The sequence below is a fragment of the Vitreimonas sp. genome, from assembly GCF_036392335.1.
In the GTDB taxonomy this organism is placed as follows: Bacteria; Pseudomonadota; Alphaproteobacteria; order Caulobacterales; family Aquidulcibacteraceae; genus Vitreimonas.
Genome location: NZ_DASVYD010000027.1, coordinates 92381 through 109257 on the forward strand (window position 1 = coordinate 92381; position 16877 = coordinate 109257).

Here is a 16877-nt window from a genome sequence, read left to right on the forward strand (position 1 = left end):
TCGGTTTCGACACTCAGGCGGCCTTTTTCGGCGAATCCTTCAAAAGGCCGAGACGCATGAGGCTTTCGGCGGTCGCCACGATCGCCTCCTCGTTGGAACGCGGCGCCCAGCCCAGCACGCGCTTGGCCTTTGCGTTAGTCCCGTCCTTGCGCTTACCCAGCTCCGGCAGAATCTGCTGCACGGCCGGGTCGTTGCGCGCCGCCATGCGGATCAGGAAATCCGGCAGCTCCAACGTCGGCACGCGCTTCGCCGCCGCCCCGAGATTGCGCTTCAAGATGCGCGCGATCTGCGCGATCGAGAGGAATTCGCCCGCCAAGGCCAGGAAGCGCTCACCCTTCGCGGCCGGATTGGTCATGCAGCGCATATGCATGTCGGCGACATCGCGCACGTCGACAATGCCAAAATAGAGCCGCGGACACCCCGGCATGGCGCCGTCCATCAAACGCTGGATCAGCATGATCGAGGTTGAATAGTCCGGCGCCAGCGCTGGCCCCAGCACCGCGACCGGATTCACCACTGAAAGCTCAAGCGCGCCGCCCTCGCGCGCGATGAAATCCCACGCCGCGCGCTCAGCCAGCGTCTTCGATTTCACATAGGCGCGGACGTCATCGCCGTTTGGGTCAGTCCAGTTCGTTTCATCGAACGGCGCCTTCTGCTCAGGCTGACCATAGCCGATCGCGGCGTAGGATGAGGTCAGCACCACGCGCTTCACGCCCGCATCGCGCGCCGCCTTCAGCACACGCAGCGCGCCATCGCGCGCCGGGATAATCACTTCGTCTTCGTGCTTGGGAATTTCCGGCGGGAATGGCGAGGCAACGTGATGCACGTAGGTGCAGCCCGCGACGGCCTCCGACCAACCGGCATCGCTGGTAAGATCAGCCGCCGCGAAGCTCAGGCGATCGCCCGCCTCCACGCCGCCTACGCGCAGCATGTCGCGCACTTCGCCCTCGCGCTTCAGCGAACGCACGCTTGTGCGCACCTGATAGCCGGCGTTCAGCAATTGCAAAATGACGTGCGAGCCGACAAAGCCCGAGCCGCCGGTGACGAGAACCAATTCTCCAGCCATGAGCGGCCTCCCTCAATTTATTAGGACAAGCGTAGTGGGCGCTGCGGCGCCGTCCATTGGCGCCTGTCTATAGCGAGCGTTACGCCGGCACGGGCGCCACGCGCTCAACCAATTCGTCGAACGCTTGCCAGAAGAGCGCGCGGAATTCATCGCGCTCCATCAGGATTTCATGCTTGGCGCCCGCGATGGTGATGTGGCGCGCCTGCGGCAGAGCATTCGCCACGATCGGATGGCTCGCGTTGTCGACCAATTGCTCTTCGCCGGCTGTGGCGATCAAGATCGGAATGCGCACATGCGCAAGCGCGCCGGGCTGCTGGAACGATTCCGTGACGTCGGCCGCCGCGGCCACCCAACCGATTGTGGGACCAGCGAGCGCCAAACGCGGCTCCTCGGTGATAAGACCCTGGCAGCGGGCGTGCCGTTCCTTGTCGTGCGTGACCGGATTCTTTTTGAAATTCTCGCGCTTCCACTTCTTCTCGACGCTCGGCGCAAACATTGAACCCACGCCCAGCGCCACCATGAAGCGCACGTATTTCTTGGCGAGGTCGGTCAGGCCCGCGATCCCCCACATCGGTGCGGAAAACACCGCAGCGTCGAGCTCGATGCGGCGCGTCAACAGCGCGCGCAACAGGATGGCCCCACCCATTGAATGCGCGAGCCCGATATGCGGGCGCGGCAGCTTGCCGGCGAGCAACTTCAGTGCTGTGGAGAGATCGTTCACCGGATCGTCAAAACTGACGAAATGGCCTTTTTGGCTATTCTCCACCTCGCGGCCTGAGAGGCCCTGGCCGCGCCAGTCGATGCAAAAAACGGCAAATCCGCGAGCCTGAAGCTCGCGGATCACCTCGAAATACTTTTCGATAAATTCCGTGCGGCCGGGCGCGACGATGACCGAGCCGCGGACCGGGCTACGCGTAGCGGGCGCCGTCATGACGCGCACCTTCACGCCGCCGCGGCCCTCGAGCCAATGCTCCTCCGCGCCCTCGGGGATATCGTTACCTGGGACGCGAACGAACGCCATCGACTCTCGTCTGCCTATGTTAGCCGCGCAGCTTCGCCATCACGCTTTGCAGCTGCATGGCGACGCCCATGTCACCTTCTACCTTCAACTTGCCTTGCATGAAAGCCGCCGTCGGGTCGAGCTTGCCTTCAGCCATCGAGACGAAGTCTTCGAGTTTCACTTTGATGGTCGTGTCAGCCGCGGCGTCGTCCTTCGACACCGAACCGCCGACGCCATCGAGGAAGATCTTGCCGGCGTCGCCGAAATCGAACTTCACCTTCTTGCCCGCAACCGTGGCGCTGGCGCTGGAAAAACGACCATAGATGTCATCGAACGTCATGTGTTTCCTCCGGACTGAAAAGCCTCGATCCCCCTTACACACTAGGGCGCGGCCTCCCGCAAGGGTGACGGCGGCGTCAACCTCGCTTTTAGGGCGCCGGGATCGGTGCTGTGGCGCCGGCGCCATTGGGCTTACGGAAACGAAGCGTCATGCGATCACTCTCGCCAATCGTAGCGTAAGGGGCGGAATTGAAGCCCGGATCATCGGGCGCGCCGAGCGGTGAACTCCGGAGGGTCGGAGGCAGCGTCCAAACGCCAAAGGGGTGATCGCGTGTGTCGCGCGGATTGGCGTTCACATCGCTGGCGGCGACGAACTCGAAACCGGCCTCCTGCGCAAGCGCTTTGACGTAGGCCTCTTGCACATAGCCGGTCCCAGCCAGCGGGTCCTGCAGGCCAGTCGATGCAGCGCGATGCTGCTCCACGCCAAACGCGCCGCCCGGCTTCAAGGCCGCGAGCGTTTGACGGAACACTTGTTCGGCCACGCCCTCCGCCATCAGCGTGTGCACATTGTTCGCCAGGATCGCGAGATCGACGCTGCCGGCAGGCGCCAAGGCGCCGCGACCAACAATTGTGCGTTCGATGTCACCATAGAGCGCGGGATCCGAGGCAAACCGCGCTTCCCACGCCGCGAGCGTTTCGCGTTGCGCCAGCGAGCGCGACGCCGGATCAAAACTCGCCGCGATCAAACGACCCTCGTTGCGCGCAAGATAGGGCGCCAGGATCGCGGTGTACCAACCACGGCCCGGCAATATCTCCAGCACGGTTTGCCCAGGCGCGAGCCCCCAGAATTGCAGCGTCTGCAAAGGATGGCGCCATTCATCGCGTTCGGGCTCGAGCCGCCAGGCGCCGTCGATCGCCCAAGCCAAAGACCCTTCCGGCGCGAAATCTTGTTGGCCCAGACGCGGCGTTTCCTCCCCGCACCCGGCGAGGCCCAGAGCGGCAGTGGCGAAAAGCGCTTGGCGGCGTGTCCAATTCGTCATGGGGGCGAGCGCTAACGGTCAACCCCTAACAATGTCAAACCAAAGGGGCTTGAACCCGGATTTCGCCTCCCCATCTGGCTTCATGTGGCGCTCTGCAGAGGTCACACGCGGGATGAACGTCGCCTTCGGGGATGGAATTCATACCGCCCAACCCAGGCTCCCTCGGGAGCGTGAATGTCGCTTTGAAAGGACAATCAAATGGCTACGAACGAACTCAATCCGCTCTATCGCACGCTGGTCGGATTTGACCGCATCGCGAACTTGATGGACCAGGCTGCGCGCCTCGACGCTGCGCCGGGCTATCCTCCGTTCAACATTGAGCAGATTGGCGACGATCAGTTCCGCATCGAGCTTGCGGTGGCCGGCTTTGGCCAAGATGATCTCACCATCGAGTTCAAACAGAATTCGCTAATCGTGACCGGCCAGCGCAAGCAGCCCGAGACGCAGCGCAATTTCCTACATCGCGGCATCGCCGAGCGCAGCTTTGAACGCCGCTTCGGTCTCGCCGATCACGTCCGCGTCGGCGGCGCCAAGCTTGAGAATGGGTTGCTGACGATCGATCTCGTGCGTGAACTTCCGGAAATCCTGAAGCCGCGCAAGATCGAGATCAACAATACGGTCGCGCAAAAGCCGAAGGCCAAAGTGGTCGAGGCGGCGGCCAATGACGAGACAGAAGCGGCCTAAATCCCGCTTCCACCTGCCGCGCGGCGAAATTCCCCCTCCCCCCGAATGCCGCGCGGCAGGCCCTAATTCCTTGAAATCACGATGGCGCGCATTCCCCCAGATGCGCGCCATTTTTGCGCCCGCTCACGCGGTTTTGCTTTTGCGGAGCCCGGGTATAAACGTGCTACAATCAGCGCGCGATGCCTGACGCCCCCCGCAAGCTCGCCGCGATCGTTTCCATCGATATCGCAGGCTATTCCGCGCTGACGGAACGCGACGCCGCCGCCGCGCTGGCCCATGTCGAGCGCGTGCGCGAACTTGCTGGGGCGGTGGCCGATAGCCACGGCGGGCGAATTTTCAACACGGCGGGCGACGGGCTGATGCTCGAATTCGCCAGCGCCAGCGATGCGCTCGTCGCCTCGATTCGCCTCTGCGAGCGGGAGCGCGACGCGAGACTGCGTTTTGGCGTCCACATGGCGGAAGTCACCCAGACGGACGATGGCGATCTGCTCGGCCACGGCGTGAACGTGGCTGCACGCCTCCAGGCGGAAGCGATCGCAGGCGCAATCCTCATCTCGGCCATCGTACGCGACAACGTGGCGCCTGAATTGGCGGACAAGTTCGCGCCGCGCGGCCGCATCAAGCTCGCGAAGATGCGCACCACCCTTCCGGTGTTTGCATTCACGCCCAGCGGCGAGGTGACAACCGCGCGCGTGGCGGCAAAGCCGGTGCTCGCGGTGCTCGCGTTCGACTCGCCCGCGCGTGATCGAGCGACGCGCACCTTCTCGGATGGCGTCTCGGAGGAGATCCTCTACGCGGTCTCGCGCATGCCTGGCCTCAAAGTGATCGGGTCAACGTCGAGCTTTGCGTTTCGTGGCCGCGACAAACCCCGTGCCGCGAAAGCATTGAACGCCACGCATATCCTCGATGGCTCGGTGCGACGCTTGGAGGATCGCATCCGCGTGGCGGCGCACCTCGCTGAGGCTGAGAGTGGCGTCGTTCTCTGGTCTGAGCGCTATGAGCGCGACATCGTCGATGCGTTTGCACTTGAGGAAGAAATCGCGGGGGAAGTGGCGAAGGCGTTGGAGGTGACGCTTGGCGAAGCGCGCCGCGCGCGGGCGCCGAAACTGACGGCGGCATTGTCGGACGCCTATTTTGAGGCGCGCGAATTCATTCGCACCGGCGCGGTCGTCTGCGTCCAGAGTGCGGCCGCAGCACTCGACAAGATCGTCCGCGAAGCTCCCGATTTCGCCCGCGCTTGGGCGGCGCTGGCGACGGCAAAGCTGGAAGTGCTTCGCCTCACCCGCGCCGATCGCGCCAAATTGGTGGAGGAAGCGCGCGAAGCCGCGGAGCGCGCCCTTGGCGTGGATCCGAGCATGGGGGAGGCGTACGCCGTTTTGGCGGCGCTTGAGGGCGAATATCTCGGCCGCTGGCGTGAGCGCGAAGCATTGATCGAGCGTGCGCTAGAGGTGGAGCCCAACCACCCCCTGCTGCTCTTCCGCCATGGGCAATTCCTGGTGGCGACCGGGCGGGTTGAAGATGGTTATGCGCAACAAGCACGCGCTTACGAGCTTGATCCGCTCGACCCGATGTTCGCGGCGTTTCACGGCTATAATGTGTGGGCGCGCCGCGACAAAGCTGCGGGCAGGGCAATCCTGGAAGACGCCGCCAGGCGCTATCCCGACAATGTGTTCGTTTGGTTCATGCGCTTGAACACAGCGGCGCTCGATGGCGATTTCGCCGCCGCCAGCGCACTGCGCGCCGACGGCGTCCGGCTTGTGCCCGGTTTGGCCGATTCCGCCTCCTACAAGGCCGGCGAGCGAATGCAGCACTTGATGATGGCCCCCTCACCCGAGGCGTTCCTGCAGCTCGGCCAGGATTTCGCGGCGATGGCCGAAGCAGAGCCCGCCTCAGCTCTCGATCTTGCGGTCGCGCTCTCCGTACTGGGTTTCACGGGGCCGGCGCTCGCCATCTTCGGCGAGGCGCTCGACAATGTGGACGCCTGGCGTGCCGGCGCGCTGGAGGCCGCCCGGCCACACATCGGTTACGAAAGCGCGCTGCTTTTCATCGACCAGACCAAGCCGCTGCGGATGGATCCGGGGTTCGCCGAGCTCTGCAAACGCATCGGCCTCGCGCGTTACTGGCGCGAGGCCGACGTTTGGCCCGATTGTGCATCCGAGACGCCTTACGATTTCCGCGCCGCGTGCGTGACCTGACATCTAGTCTTCGGCGTCATCGCCTGCGTCATCACCCTCTTCTTCATCCGCGCCAGAGGATTCCATCGGCGGCGATGAAAGGAACGGTTCGCAGCCGGTCTCCTCCAACAGCGCCGTCAGCGCGGCCGAATCGTAATGCGCGGCGCGCTTACGCTTCAGCTCCGTGAACGCCTTGGCCGCATAACGCTGCGGCTTCTGCGTAAAGGCATGGCCCGCGATCTCGATGCTCACGCCTGGCGCATCGTCCGCAACGGCGCGCGCATTGGCTTCCATCCACAGGAGATAGGCCCCAGCGACCTCGTCACGCAGCAGTGCGGCTAGGTCTTCACGGAGGGCGTCGAGCGAGAGGAAGTCACCTTCGACCTTCGGGTTGTCCATACGCTCAAGCCAACGCGAGACGTTCGGCGCCTGCGCTTTGATCAACGCGCCCGGGGTGGGGTCCGAATTCAGCTGGGCAAGTTGGCCGGCAAGACCGAAATCCGCGAGACACGGACGACCGCCGAACAAGTATGGGCGACCCGCCAACAGGCGCTCCAGCAGCGCCAGCAGCCGTGTGAACGAACCTTCGATCAATGGCGCGGTCTCGGCCGACGAGCCCACATGATAGAGCCGGCTCACCATGCGCGTACGCACATTCTCTTCGAGACCTTCCGGCGCTTCGGCCCCATCGAAGATCATCGAGACGATGCGGCGCGCGGCGCTCTGCTGATCTTCCGGATAGGTCCAGCGATAGTGGAACATCGCCTTGTTGAGCCATTCGTCCGCATAATCTTCGAGCAATGCCGAGATGAAACCGAGCGCTGGATCGTCCGGCGTGATGGAGGGCTCGGCGAATTGCGCATCGAGCGTCTCAATGATCGGGGTGGAATCCTGCAGCACATTTTCGTCCGCATCGACCAGGAGCGGGATCAACGGCAGCTTGGAATAGCGCGCGAATTCCTCTTGGCGCGCATTGGTGCGCGGTAGCCAGTCGAAGTCGACGCCCTTAAAGCGCAGATAGGAACGAACCTTCACCGAGTATGGCGAAAGCTCAGCGCCATAGAGGCGGAACGGAGCATTCATTGGAGGGGTCCTGAAAAGCAATATCGCCGCGCGGGTAGAAACCGCACGGCGACAGAAAGTCAATTCGTAGAGGCGCTATACCGCCTTGATGTTCACCGCCGAGGGCTTGTTCTTGCGCGGATCGTTCTCAACATCGAACGTCACCGCTTGGCCTTCGCGCAGGCCGTTGAGGCCCGAGCGCTCGACCGCGCTGACGTGCACGAACACGTCGGGACCGCCGCCTTCCGGGGCGATGAAACCGAAGCCCTTGGTCATGTTGAACCACTTTACGACGCCAGCGGGCATACGGCCCTCCCAGTTTTAGCGCACCGCCTCACGAGCGAGGACGGCTGGGACAAGTGGAAGTACGAAAGCCGTGCGCGCGCGCACGGTCGGCGTCACGACCGATAGTCCGTCCCTATTGGGCGTGAGGCGCCGGAACAAGTCAAGCAAAGGTTGAGATCAGTCACTCGTTCGCAGGCGCACCGACGCGATCGAGTGCAACGCCTAATTTTGCGGGATGTCGCCGAACCGATCCGGCGGCGTAAGCATCGCCGGATCGCTAAGCGCTTTATTCCGCGACCTTTCTTCGAGCGCGGTGCGGACGCGAACGCGTTTCGGCTCCCAACCACCGGTGGCGAGTCCCTTGTCCCAGGGCCACGGCATGTAATTATTGTGATCTTGCTCGTACCGGCGATCAATCTCCACATGCTCCAGCTTCGGATTGAGCACGCTGTCCGGCGCGCGTAGCGGCCCGTACCGTCCGAGCGCACGATGTCGGCCACGCTCCGAACGATAGAATTGATCCTCCACCCAATCGCCTTTCGGATAGAGATCTTTCAAAGTGCTGTCTTCAGTCGACGAGAGAACGAGCACGCGCGCGAACGCCTCCAGACCCTTCTTGTATTCGCGCCATTCCAAAATGGATTCGTCGGCGGCGGAGCCCATGAACACCGCCTGTCCCAAGCGCCGCTCCGGCTGAGCGTCAATCAAGCGGCGCACCGCCTGCAACACGACACGGACGCCGAAACTGTGCGTCACGAAATCGATGTCGGCGCGCATGCTAAGCCGCGCGAGAAACGTGGCCAGCCTGTCGCCAGCGTCGCGCGCATCACCGAGCACGAACGGATAGATGGCGCCGCCGATATGCGAGTCGCCGGGCCAAAGGCAGGCGACAACACACTCATAGTTCAAATCCTGTCGCCCCAATTCCTCGCCCGACCACATGCCGCGCGACCGCGAGGTGTTGAAGCCGTGGGCGATGAACAGAACGCGCCCGTAACGCAGGATTGGATTGTTGAACTCGACATCCTGACGCTGCAATTGGCCGGATCTGAGTTGCGCGTCGAACTTGTCGACGCCGTTGGTGGGCGCGCCGGGATCGCCGCCCACGGCATAGAGAATCGGCGATGTCACCGGTCCGCCGACCTCGTCTCGGCGTAGCGAGAGGAGATAGCGCGCCGGCGCCATTTAGCGGCTCAGTTTGAACGAACGAAACGCGCCGACAGCTTCAGAGATCGCCTTGGCCAAATCCTTGCTGATCGGCGCCAGCGGCACAGCCACCACGCCGATGAACAGCGCCACTTCCCAAGGCAACGCCGGCTCACCAGCGCCATCGCCCGTCTTCGAATAAAGCGCAATGTAATTCAAAGCCAAGACGAGCACGACCGACGTCACCGCCGCCCACGTCCGCGCGGCGGAGAGATAGCGCTCTTCCGCCAGCGAGAAGGCCGCGTCGAGGCGCGCGTCGAGCGCCGTGACAAAAGACGCCATCAGCCCCTCGGTGCGCGCATCCGAAACCGGTTCCGCCGACTCCGCAAGCGCCGCATTGCGCGCGGAAATCGCCTCCGCCAGCGCCGTCGAGGACTCGCGCGACAGCCCCCACGTCTGTGCAATCATGTCGCTGAGCTCAGTCGGCGACAGCAGCGCCAAGCCCATGCGCACGCCTTGCCGTATCGTCCCTGGGGCATCGCCCGAGCCTCGCCCATTGCGATACTGGCCGAGAACGATCTTCTGATAGTCGAGCCCGTACGCCGCCTTCAGCGCCGGTGCGAAGACATGCATGAAATCCTGCACCGCCGAGAAGCCGACATAAGGTAAGCCGCGGAAGCGCGTCCACAACGTCGCCACGCGCGGCTTGGGCGCGATTTGCCCCGAGGCCTCGTCGATGATTTTCCAATGTGAAGATGCGGACGCTTTACCGAATGCTTCGACAATGCCGTAAGCCGCCGCGCCAAACGCGCCGACCGCCAGGATGAGCGCACTGATTTCGCCCAGACCAACATTACCAAAAGCGCTCACGAGCAGCCTCCCCGCTCTCGCAAACAAATGCGCGCCGCGAGGTCAGCCCCCAGGACACTACAACTTCAGGTAAGCACAGAAGCAAAACACCGTCAAATAAGGCGTTTTCGCCTTTTGGGCCTCCGGTTCACTCATTCGCAGGCGCACCGACGCGATCCAGCGCGATCGCGAGCATCGCCCGCAACCCTGTTTCCATCGCTGGTTCGTGCACGAAGAAGCGAGGGTTGTGGTTGGGAGCCGCGTCCGCCTGGGCCACACCGGGCGCATTGACGCCGTAGAAGAAGAACACGCCCGGCACAGCCTGCTGGAAATAGGCGAAATCCTCCGCCGGCATCACAGGATAACCGCTGCGCACATTGTCTTCGCCAAGCGCGCCGACCGCTGCGCTGCGTGCGCGCGCGAGCAGGTCCGGCGGATTGACGGTGGGGATCGCATTTTCGGTAATGGTGACTTCAGCCGTCGCGCCAGAAGCAGCGGCGGTTTCAGCGATGGTCCGGCGAATGCGCGCATAAAGATCCTCGCGCGTTTCCGGGTTCAGATAACGGATCGTGCCCTGCATCTGCACGGTCTGCGGGATGATGTTGTAGCGCACGCCGCCCTGGATCATGCCGATCGTGACGATTACCGGCGAGCGCACCGCATCCATCTGCCGCGACGGCACCGTCTGCAGCGCATTGATGATCTGCGACGACACCACGATCGGATCAATGCCAGCATGCGGCTGGGCGCCATGGGTTTGGCTACCCGTAATGGTGATGTCGAGGCGATCGGAGCCGGCCATCATCGGGCCTGGGATCATCGTGATCGTGCCGCTGTCGGAGGGCCAAGCGTGCAGCCCGTAAATCGCTTCCGGCCGCAAATCGCCGAACACATTTTCCGCCAGCATGCGCCGCGCGCCGCCCAGCCCGCCTGGAGGCGCGCCCTCTTCAGACGGCTGGAACACGAAGATGATCGTGCCGGCAATCTCTTCGCGTCGCGCCGCAAGCACGCTCGCCGCCGCCATCAGGATCGCCACATGCGTGTCGTGCCCGCACGCATGCATGATGCCGACCTCTTGGCCATTATAATGCCCGCGCGCCCGCGACCGGAACGGCAGATCGCCTTCCTCGGTGACTGGCAGCGCGTCCATGTCCGCACGCAACGCGATCACCGGCCCTGGCCGCCCACCGCGCAGCACGCCAACAACGCCTGTCTGCGCAACGCCGGTGCGCACGTCCATGCGCAGCGAACGCAAGTGCGCCGCCACGATGCGCGCCGTGCGGACCTCTTCATAAGAGAGCTCCGGATTCTGGTGAAAGTCGCGCCGCCACGTGACCATGCGCGGCAGCACGGATTGGATGGAGCTTTCAACGGCGGGCGAAAAACCCGGGTGAGTTTGCGCATGCGCAGGCGCCGCAAACAAAGCCGCAGCCAAAGCGATCGTCGCGAAATGTTTCATCTGACCTACCCCCCTATTCCGTCATTGCGGACGCGCGGAGCGCGATCCGGAACCCAGGGCGCCGGCACGTCGCTTGCCCTGGGTTCCGGGTTCATCGCTGCGCGATGCCCCGGAATGAGGGAGTATTATGTCCCACAACTAGCGAACCCCAGCCGCCAATAAATCGTGCATATGCACCACGCCCACCGGCTTGCCGTCTTCCAGCGCGAACAGCAGATTAATCCGCTTCGAATTCATGATCGCAATTGCATCCGCCAGCGGCGCGTCCGGCGCGATCGTCTTCGGGTTCGCCGTCATCAGATCGCGCGCGGTCTTCCCAAACATCTCCGGCGACAAGCGGCGGCGCACATCACCGTCCGTGATAATCCCAATCAACTTGCCGTTCTCGATCACACCCGCGGCGCCTATGCCGCCAACGCTCATCGCTTCGAGCGCTTTCGGCACGCTGGTTTCCGGCGAGATGAGCGGATCGTCGCCGCCCACGCGCATCACGTCGCGCACGCGCTTCAACGCCGCGCCCAGCTTCCCGCCCGGATGGATCGCGCCGAAATGGTCGGCGGTGAAGCCACGCGCTTTCAACAACGCCACCGACAGCGCATCGCCCAGCGCCAAGCACATCGTCGTCGACGTCGTCGGCGCCGGCGCTTCTTCGCTAGCCTCGCCGCAATCGGGCAAAATCAGCGCCGCCGTCGACGCGCGCGCCAGCGACGAGTTCGGCTTAAACGTCATGCCGATCACGGGCACTGCGATGCGGCGGCAATGATAGAGCAGGTCCGACAATTCCGCCGTCTCGCCCGAGCGCGAAATGGCCAGCACGCAATCTTGCTCCACGATCATGCCGAGATCGCCGTGGCTGGCTTCGGCGGGGTGGACGAATTGGGCCGGCGTGCCTGTGGAGGCCAGGGTCGCGGCGATCTTGCGCGCGATGTGGCCCGACTTGCCCATGCCCGAGACGATCACCCGCCCCTTCGCGCCCGCCAGCAAGCGCGCCGCGTGCACGAAGGGCTCCTTCAAATCGGCGGCCAAGGCCTGCGCCAGTGTTTCCAGCGCCCTGGCTTCTATGCGGATGGTTTCCTGGCCCGCGGCGACCGCCGCGTCCGGCTTGATGATGTCGGTCATTGCCGTCCTTCTAGCGGCTGGCCCCGGTTTGTCACCGCATGGCAGGCGCCCGGATTGCCGATCGCCAGCGCCGGGGCTACAGGGAGCCCCCTTCGGGCCGGCGCTCTGGTGCGCCCCATTATCGGACGCACGCGCTGATGGCTGCGACTATCCTGGCGTACTCGGACAAGATGTTCACGCCGTCGGAGAGCTTCATCCACCGCTCTTACCGCGCGTTCGACCAGCTCTCGCCGCTCTTCATCGGCCACGATCGGCGCGGGCCCGCGCCCGACGGCGTGCGCGCGCTGGAGCTGGGGGCCCTGCATGGCTTTGGCGGCGAGGCCGGCTTCAAGCAATTCGGCTGGGTGTCGGAAAAACTGAAGGCGCGACTGTTGACGGAAAAGCCGATCGCCATTCACGCGCACTTCGGCAAATCCGGCGCCTATGCGCTGCCGCTGGCGCGGGCGCTCAATCTGCCGCTCGTCGTCACCTATTATGGCGGCGACGCCACCAAGACGCAGAACACGGCCGACAATTTCGTCCGCGTCTATAATCGCCGCCGCGCAGCGCTCTGGCGTGAAGCTTCTCTCATCCTGCCGTGCTCGGACTTCATCCGCCGCGAACTCGCCGCCAAGGGCGCGCCGCAAGACAAAATGGTCGTGCACTACAACGCCGCCGACCCCGACCGCTTCTCCCCCGGCGAAAAGCAAAACATCCTCCTCTTTGCTGGCCGCTGGACCGAGAAAAAGGGCATTGGCACGCTGATCCGGGCGCTCGCGCGGTTGGGGCCACGTTTGCAGAATTGGCGCGTGCGTTTGCTCGGCGACGGCGAACTCAAAGCGCCGCTGCTGCAGCAGCTCGAAGCCGCGAACGTGAAGGTGGAACTGCCCGGCTGGATTCCGGCGGACGAGATGCCGAAGCATTTCGCCGAAAGCACGATCGTGTGCGTGCCGTCTGAACGCGCGCGTTCGGGCGACGCCGAGGGCCTGCCGCTGGTCTGCGTGGAAGCCATGCTCTCCGGCTGCGCGCTGGCCGCCACCAAACACGCCGGCATTCCCGAATGCGTCGAGGACGGAAAGACCGGCTATCTCGTCGACGAGCGCGACGACGCGGCGCTGGCCGACCGCATCGGCCGCATGCTCGATGATCCCGAAGCCACGCGGCGCATGGGCGAAGCCGGCCGCGCGCTGGCGCTTGAGCGTTTCAATCTGCAGACGCTCTCACGTCGTTTGCAGGATCATTTGCTGCGCGTATCTCAAAAATAAGAGGCGGGACCGCCGCGGTCAGGGCTAGGGGGCGGACGGCGGCCCCGCCTTTGGTCGTAACGGACGAGATGAGATCACGCCACGACCGCCGCGCCGACGGCCAAAACCGGCAACGCGACAACGAGAAACAGGATCGCGGCCACCGCAAGCGAAGCGGCCTTTACAGCGAACGGCGTGCCGGTTTCGAGGATGTCGAGATAAGGGTGGCCACGCATTGGATACTCTCCTGAAAGTTTAATGCCGGCTGTTTTTGGGGGAGGATCGCCGGCTACAACCAGGAAATGGGAAGCCGACCCCTTGATCGCGAACGAGCGATTGACGACTTGGGTGTGAGCGGTTTTCACATCCTCAGCGGCGCGCCCCATGAGCCATTTGCCCTCGCTGCAGACGCTGCGCGCCTTCGTCGCCGCGGGTCGGCACAAATCCTATTCCAAGGCGGCTGAAGAGCTCGGCCTCACGCATGGCGCGGTGAGCCATCGCATTCGCGAATTGGAAGAGCGCTTGGGCGTGCCGCTCTTCAAGCGCGTCGGCAATTCGATGCAATTGACCGAAGCCGGCCAAAAACTCGAAGCGCAAGTGCGCCAGGGCCTGTCGCTGCTAGAGCAAGCCTTCGCGCCGCCAAAGACGGCAACGACAAGAGCTAAGCGCCATATCGTCATCACCTCGGTGCCGAGCATGGGCTCCACCTGGTTGTTCGCGCGGCTCGCACAATTCCGCGCCGAGCATCCCGATCTCGACATTGAGCTGCGTGTCTCCGAAGCGCTCAATGATTACCGACGAGAGGGCATTGATCTGGGCATTCGTCTCGGCGGCGGTGGTTGGCCGGGTTTGAACGCAGTGAAGCTGTTCGATGAAGCGCTGACGCCGGTGTGTACGCCGGAGTATCGCGATCAGCTTGAGTTGCGCGCGCCTAGCGATCTGAAGCGTGCGACCATGCTGCTCAATCCGTGGACGCCATGGGCGCGCTGGTTTCGAGCCGCCGGGCTCGATTGGCCGGAGCCGACGCGCGGCCCGAAGTTTGACGATGCGCCGCTCCTGTTGCGCGCGGCGCTTGCTGGAAATGGCGTAGCGCTTGGCCGGCAATGGCTGGCGGTGGACGAATTGCGCGCGGGCCGCCTCGTCGCGCCGTTCGACCTCGCCGTACGGGACGATATGGCCTACTGGCTCGCTTGGCCCACGGGCCGGGCCGCCAACCCTGACGCCCTTCGCTTAAGGGAATGGCTCGAAGCCCAAGCGGCGTCTGAAGAACTTCCCTGCCCAATCACGGTCGCCGGCTAACAGCGTCGGCTAGATCGAAAACCCCAATCGCCCGCATTGGGGCTTTCTAATCGCCAAGCCCGCCCAAATGACGGAGAGTTCACCGTCGCCCAGCGCATCGGGCCGGTTGAGGGGAAGCCTCGGTCGGCCTATTTGGTGGGGAACCAGGATAGGACAAAAATGAACCCCGCCTCCGTGATCCGCATACCGCGCGTGGAAAGCACCCCGCTTGAGATCGGCAACGCCCTGCCGCTGACGTTCATCTGCGGCCCGTGCCAGCTCGAAAGCCGGGCGCACGCCTTGGAGACGGCGGAATTTCTGCGCGGCGTGTTCAAGCGCGCCGGCGCTGGGTTCATCTATAAAACCAGCTTCGACAAGGCCAACCGCTCCAGCCTCGGCACCAAGCGCGGCGCGGGCTTTGAAGCCTCGGCGCCGATCTTTGAAGAAATCCGCACCAAGCTCGGCGTGCCAGTGATCACCGACGTCCACTTGCCCGAGCAATGCGCGGAAGTCGCCGAAGTCGTCGATGTGCTGCAAATCCCAGCCTTCCTTTGCCGACAGACCGATTTGCTCGTCGCCGCCGCCGAGACCGGCAAGCCGATCAACGTCAAGAAGGGCCAGTTCCTGGCCCCCTGGGACATGAAGAACGTGATCGCCAAGATCACGGGCAGCGGCAATCCCAACGTGATGGCCTGCGAGCGCGGCGCCTCGTTCGGCTACAACACGCTCGTCTCCGACATGCGCGCGATCCCGATCATGAAGAGCTTCGGCGCGCCGGTCGTGTTTGACGCAACCCATTCGGTGCAACAGCCGGGCGGGCGCGGCGACACCAGCGGCGGTGAGCGCCAATTCGTGCCGATCCTAGCCCGCGCGGCGGTGGCGATCGGCGTGGCGGCGGTCTTCCTCGAAGCCCACCCCGATCCGGACAACGCCCCCAGCGACGGCCCCAACATGGTGCCCTTCGACCAACTCGAAGACCTCGTCCGCGACCTCGTCGCCTTTGACAAACTGGCCAAGCAAACCGCGATCGCAGCGGAATAATCGGACCGCCGGCTTCCAGCCGGCATCTTCGTTTCAACGATTAGGCCATCTGCAGGTTGAAACAGCATGCCGGCTGGAAGCCGGCGGTCCGAAGTGTGGACGCTTCCGCAAAACCTCCATAAGAAACGCGCCATGTTTGAACGACGCATTCTGGTCACCGGCGGGTCCGGCTTTCTTGGCTCTCATTTGTGCGACCGGCTGGTGGCGCGCGGCGACGACGTGATCTGCGCTGACAATCTGTTCACGGGCCGCAAGCGCAATGTCGCCCACCTTCTGGACGCGCCGAATTTCGAGTTCATGCGCCACGACGTGACGTTCCCGCTCTATGTCGAAGTCGACCAGATCTACAATCTGGCCTGCCCGGCCTCGCCGATCCATTACCAGCACGATCCCGTGCAGACGACGAAGACGAGCGTGCATGGCGCCATCAATATGCTGGGCCTGGCCAAGCGTCTGCGCGCCCGCATTTTCCAAGCGTCGACCTCGGAAGTGTATGGCGACCCGGACGTGCATCCGCAGCCGGAAGAATATTGGGGCCGCGTCAACCCGATCGGCGTGCGCTCGTGCTATGATGAAGGCAAACGCTGCGCTGAGACGCTGTTCTTCGACTATTATCGCCAGCACAAATTGGAAATCCGCGTCGCGCGCATCTTCAACACCTATGGCCCGCGCATGCACCCCAATGACGGGCGCGTTGTTTCAAACTTCATCATCCAGGCCCTTAAGGGCGAAGACATCACGCTCTATGGCGACGGCGAGCAAACGCGCTCGTTCTGCTACGTGGACGATCTGATCGACGTGTTCATCGCGTTCATGGACGCCCCCGGCGACCTCACCGGCCCGCTCAATATCGGCAACCCGAACGAATTCACGATCCGCCAATTGGCCGAAGCCGTGATCGACCTCACCGGCTCGAAATCGAAAATATCGTTCCTGCCGCTTCCAAGCGACGATCCGAAGCAACGCCAGCCGAATATCGCCAAAGCCAAGGAATTGCTGGGCTGGGAGCCGAAAATTCAGCTGCGCGAGGGTCTGGCGCGTACGATCGAATATTTCGACGGCCTGATGAAAGAAGGCGACCCGCTGATCGTGGGCATTCGCTCGTAAGGTTTGCAAACTTGGCGTTGCCCGTGGCGCAACTTCTGATAGCGTCCCTCCATTCTCGGGGGAGG

At 63.7% G+C, this 16877-nt stretch carries 17 protein-coding genes; 6 read left to right on the plus strand and 11 right to left on the minus strand.

The window, feature by feature from the left end; genetic code table 11:
- Window positions 1-13: 13 nt before the first annotated feature.
- From VF769_RS06800 to VF769_RS06815, 4 genes are all read right to left on the minus strand, one after another.
- The gene (locus VF769_RS06800; protein WP_331007628.1) at window positions 14-1066 is read right to left on the minus strand and encodes an aldehyde reductase; all 1053 of its coding nucleotides are present in this window, start codon (window positions 1064-1066) and stop codon (window positions 14-16) included.
- A gap of 79 nt (window positions 1067-1145) precedes the next feature.
- Entirely contained in the window at window positions 1146-2087 is a 942-nt protein-coding gene (locus tag VF769_RS06805) for an alpha/beta fold hydrolase (protein ID WP_331007629.1), read from the minus strand.
- A gap of 19 nt (window positions 2088-2106) precedes the next feature.
- Window positions 2107-2406, minus strand: a complete 300-nt coding sequence (locus VF769_RS06810) for an SCP2 sterol-binding domain-containing protein (RefSeq protein ID WP_331007630.1) — start codon at window positions 2404-2406, stop codon at window positions 2107-2109.
- Between the two features lie 88 nt (window positions 2407-2494).
- On the minus strand, window positions 2495-3385 hold the full coding sequence (locus VF769_RS06815; protein ID WP_331007631.1) for a hypothetical protein: 891 nt from the start codon (window positions 3383-3385) through the stop codon (window positions 2495-2497).
- 198 nt (window positions 3386-3583) lie between these two features.
- Between VF769_RS06815 and VF769_RS06820 the strand changes: the two genes are divergently transcribed.
- Together VF769_RS06820 and VF769_RS06825 are read left to right on the plus strand one after the other, a co-directional pair.
- Entirely contained in the window at window positions 3584-4069 is a 486-nt protein-coding gene (locus VF769_RS06820) for an Hsp20 family protein (protein ID WP_331007632.1), read from the plus strand.
- 179 nt (window positions 4070-4248) lie between these two features.
- Entirely contained in the window at window positions 4249-6264 is a 2016-nt protein-coding gene (locus tag VF769_RS06825) for a hypothetical protein (protein WP_331007633.1), read from the plus strand.
- Window positions 6265-6267: 3 nt separating this feature from the next.
- Here VF769_RS06825 and VF769_RS06830 read toward each other — a convergent pair whose 3' ends face one another.
- The 6 genes from VF769_RS06830 to VF769_RS06855 form a co-directional block, all read right to left on the minus strand.
- On the minus strand, window positions 6268-7326 hold the full coding sequence (locus VF769_RS06830) for a glutathione S-transferase family protein (RefSeq protein WP_331007634.1): 1059 nt from the start codon (window positions 7324-7326) through the stop codon (window positions 6268-6270).
- 75 nt (window positions 7327-7401) lie between these two features.
- A complete protein-coding gene (locus VF769_RS06835) occupies window positions 7402-7611 on the minus strand; it encodes a cold-shock protein (protein WP_331007635.1) in 210 nt (69 codons plus the stop codon).
- 201 nt (window positions 7612-7812) lie between these two features.
- Entirely contained in the window at window positions 7813-8775 is a 963-nt protein-coding gene (locus tag VF769_RS06840) for an alpha/beta hydrolase (RefSeq protein ID WP_331007636.1), read from the minus strand.
- Window positions 8776-9606 (minus strand): hypothetical protein, encoded by an 831-nt coding sequence (locus VF769_RS06845; RefSeq protein ID WP_331007637.1) that lies wholly within the window; start codon window positions 9604-9606, stop codon window positions 8776-8778.
- Window positions 9607-9733: 127 nt separating this feature from the next.
- Complete coding sequence (locus VF769_RS06850; RefSeq protein WP_331007638.1) at window positions 9734-11044, minus strand: amidohydrolase; 1311 nt, start codon at window positions 11042-11044, stop codon at window positions 9734-9736.
- Window positions 11045-11182: 138 nt separating this feature from the next.
- Window positions 11183-12163, minus strand: a complete 981-nt coding sequence (locus tag VF769_RS06855) for a KpsF/GutQ family sugar-phosphate isomerase (RefSeq protein WP_331007639.1) — start codon at window positions 12161-12163, stop codon at window positions 11183-11185.
- Window positions 12164-12300: 137 nt separating this feature from the next.
- Between VF769_RS06855 and VF769_RS06860 the strand changes: the two genes are divergently transcribed.
- A complete protein-coding gene (locus VF769_RS06860; RefSeq protein WP_331007640.1) occupies window positions 12301-13407 on the plus strand; it encodes a glycosyltransferase in 1107 nt (368 codons plus the stop codon).
- Window positions 13408-13481: 74 nt separating this feature from the next.
- On the opposite strand, the gene VF769_RS06865 is transcribed toward VF769_RS06860, so the two are convergent.
- Window positions 13482-13622 (minus strand): hypothetical protein, encoded by a 141-nt coding sequence (locus VF769_RS06865; protein ID WP_331007641.1) that lies wholly within the window; start codon window positions 13620-13622, stop codon window positions 13482-13484.
- 148 nt (window positions 13623-13770) lie between these two features.
- On the opposite strand from VF769_RS06865, the gene gcvA reads away from it, so the two are divergent.
- The 3 genes from gcvA to VF769_RS06880 all read left to right on the plus strand — a co-directional run bounded on the left by gcvA (window position 13771) and on the right by VF769_RS06880 (window position 16812).
- A complete protein-coding gene (gcvA, locus tag VF769_RS06870; protein WP_331007642.1) occupies window positions 13771-14685 on the plus strand; it encodes a transcriptional regulator GcvA in 915 nt (304 codons plus the stop codon).
- Window positions 14686-14844: 159 nt separating this feature from the next.
- Window positions 14845-15705 carry a 3-deoxy-8-phosphooctulonate synthase gene (gene kdsA, locus VF769_RS06875; RefSeq protein WP_331007643.1) on the plus strand — a complete coding sequence of 287 codons (861 nt, stop codon included), beginning with the start codon at window positions 14845-14847 and terminating at the stop codon, window positions 15703-15705.
- A 132-nt stretch (window positions 15706-15837) separates the two neighbouring features.
- Window positions 15838-16812: a UDP-glucuronic acid decarboxylase family protein gene (locus VF769_RS06880; protein WP_331007644.1), complete on the plus strand. Its 975-nt coding sequence runs from the start codon at window positions 15838-15840 to the stop codon at window positions 16810-16812.
- Window positions 16813-16877 lie beyond the last annotated feature (65 nt).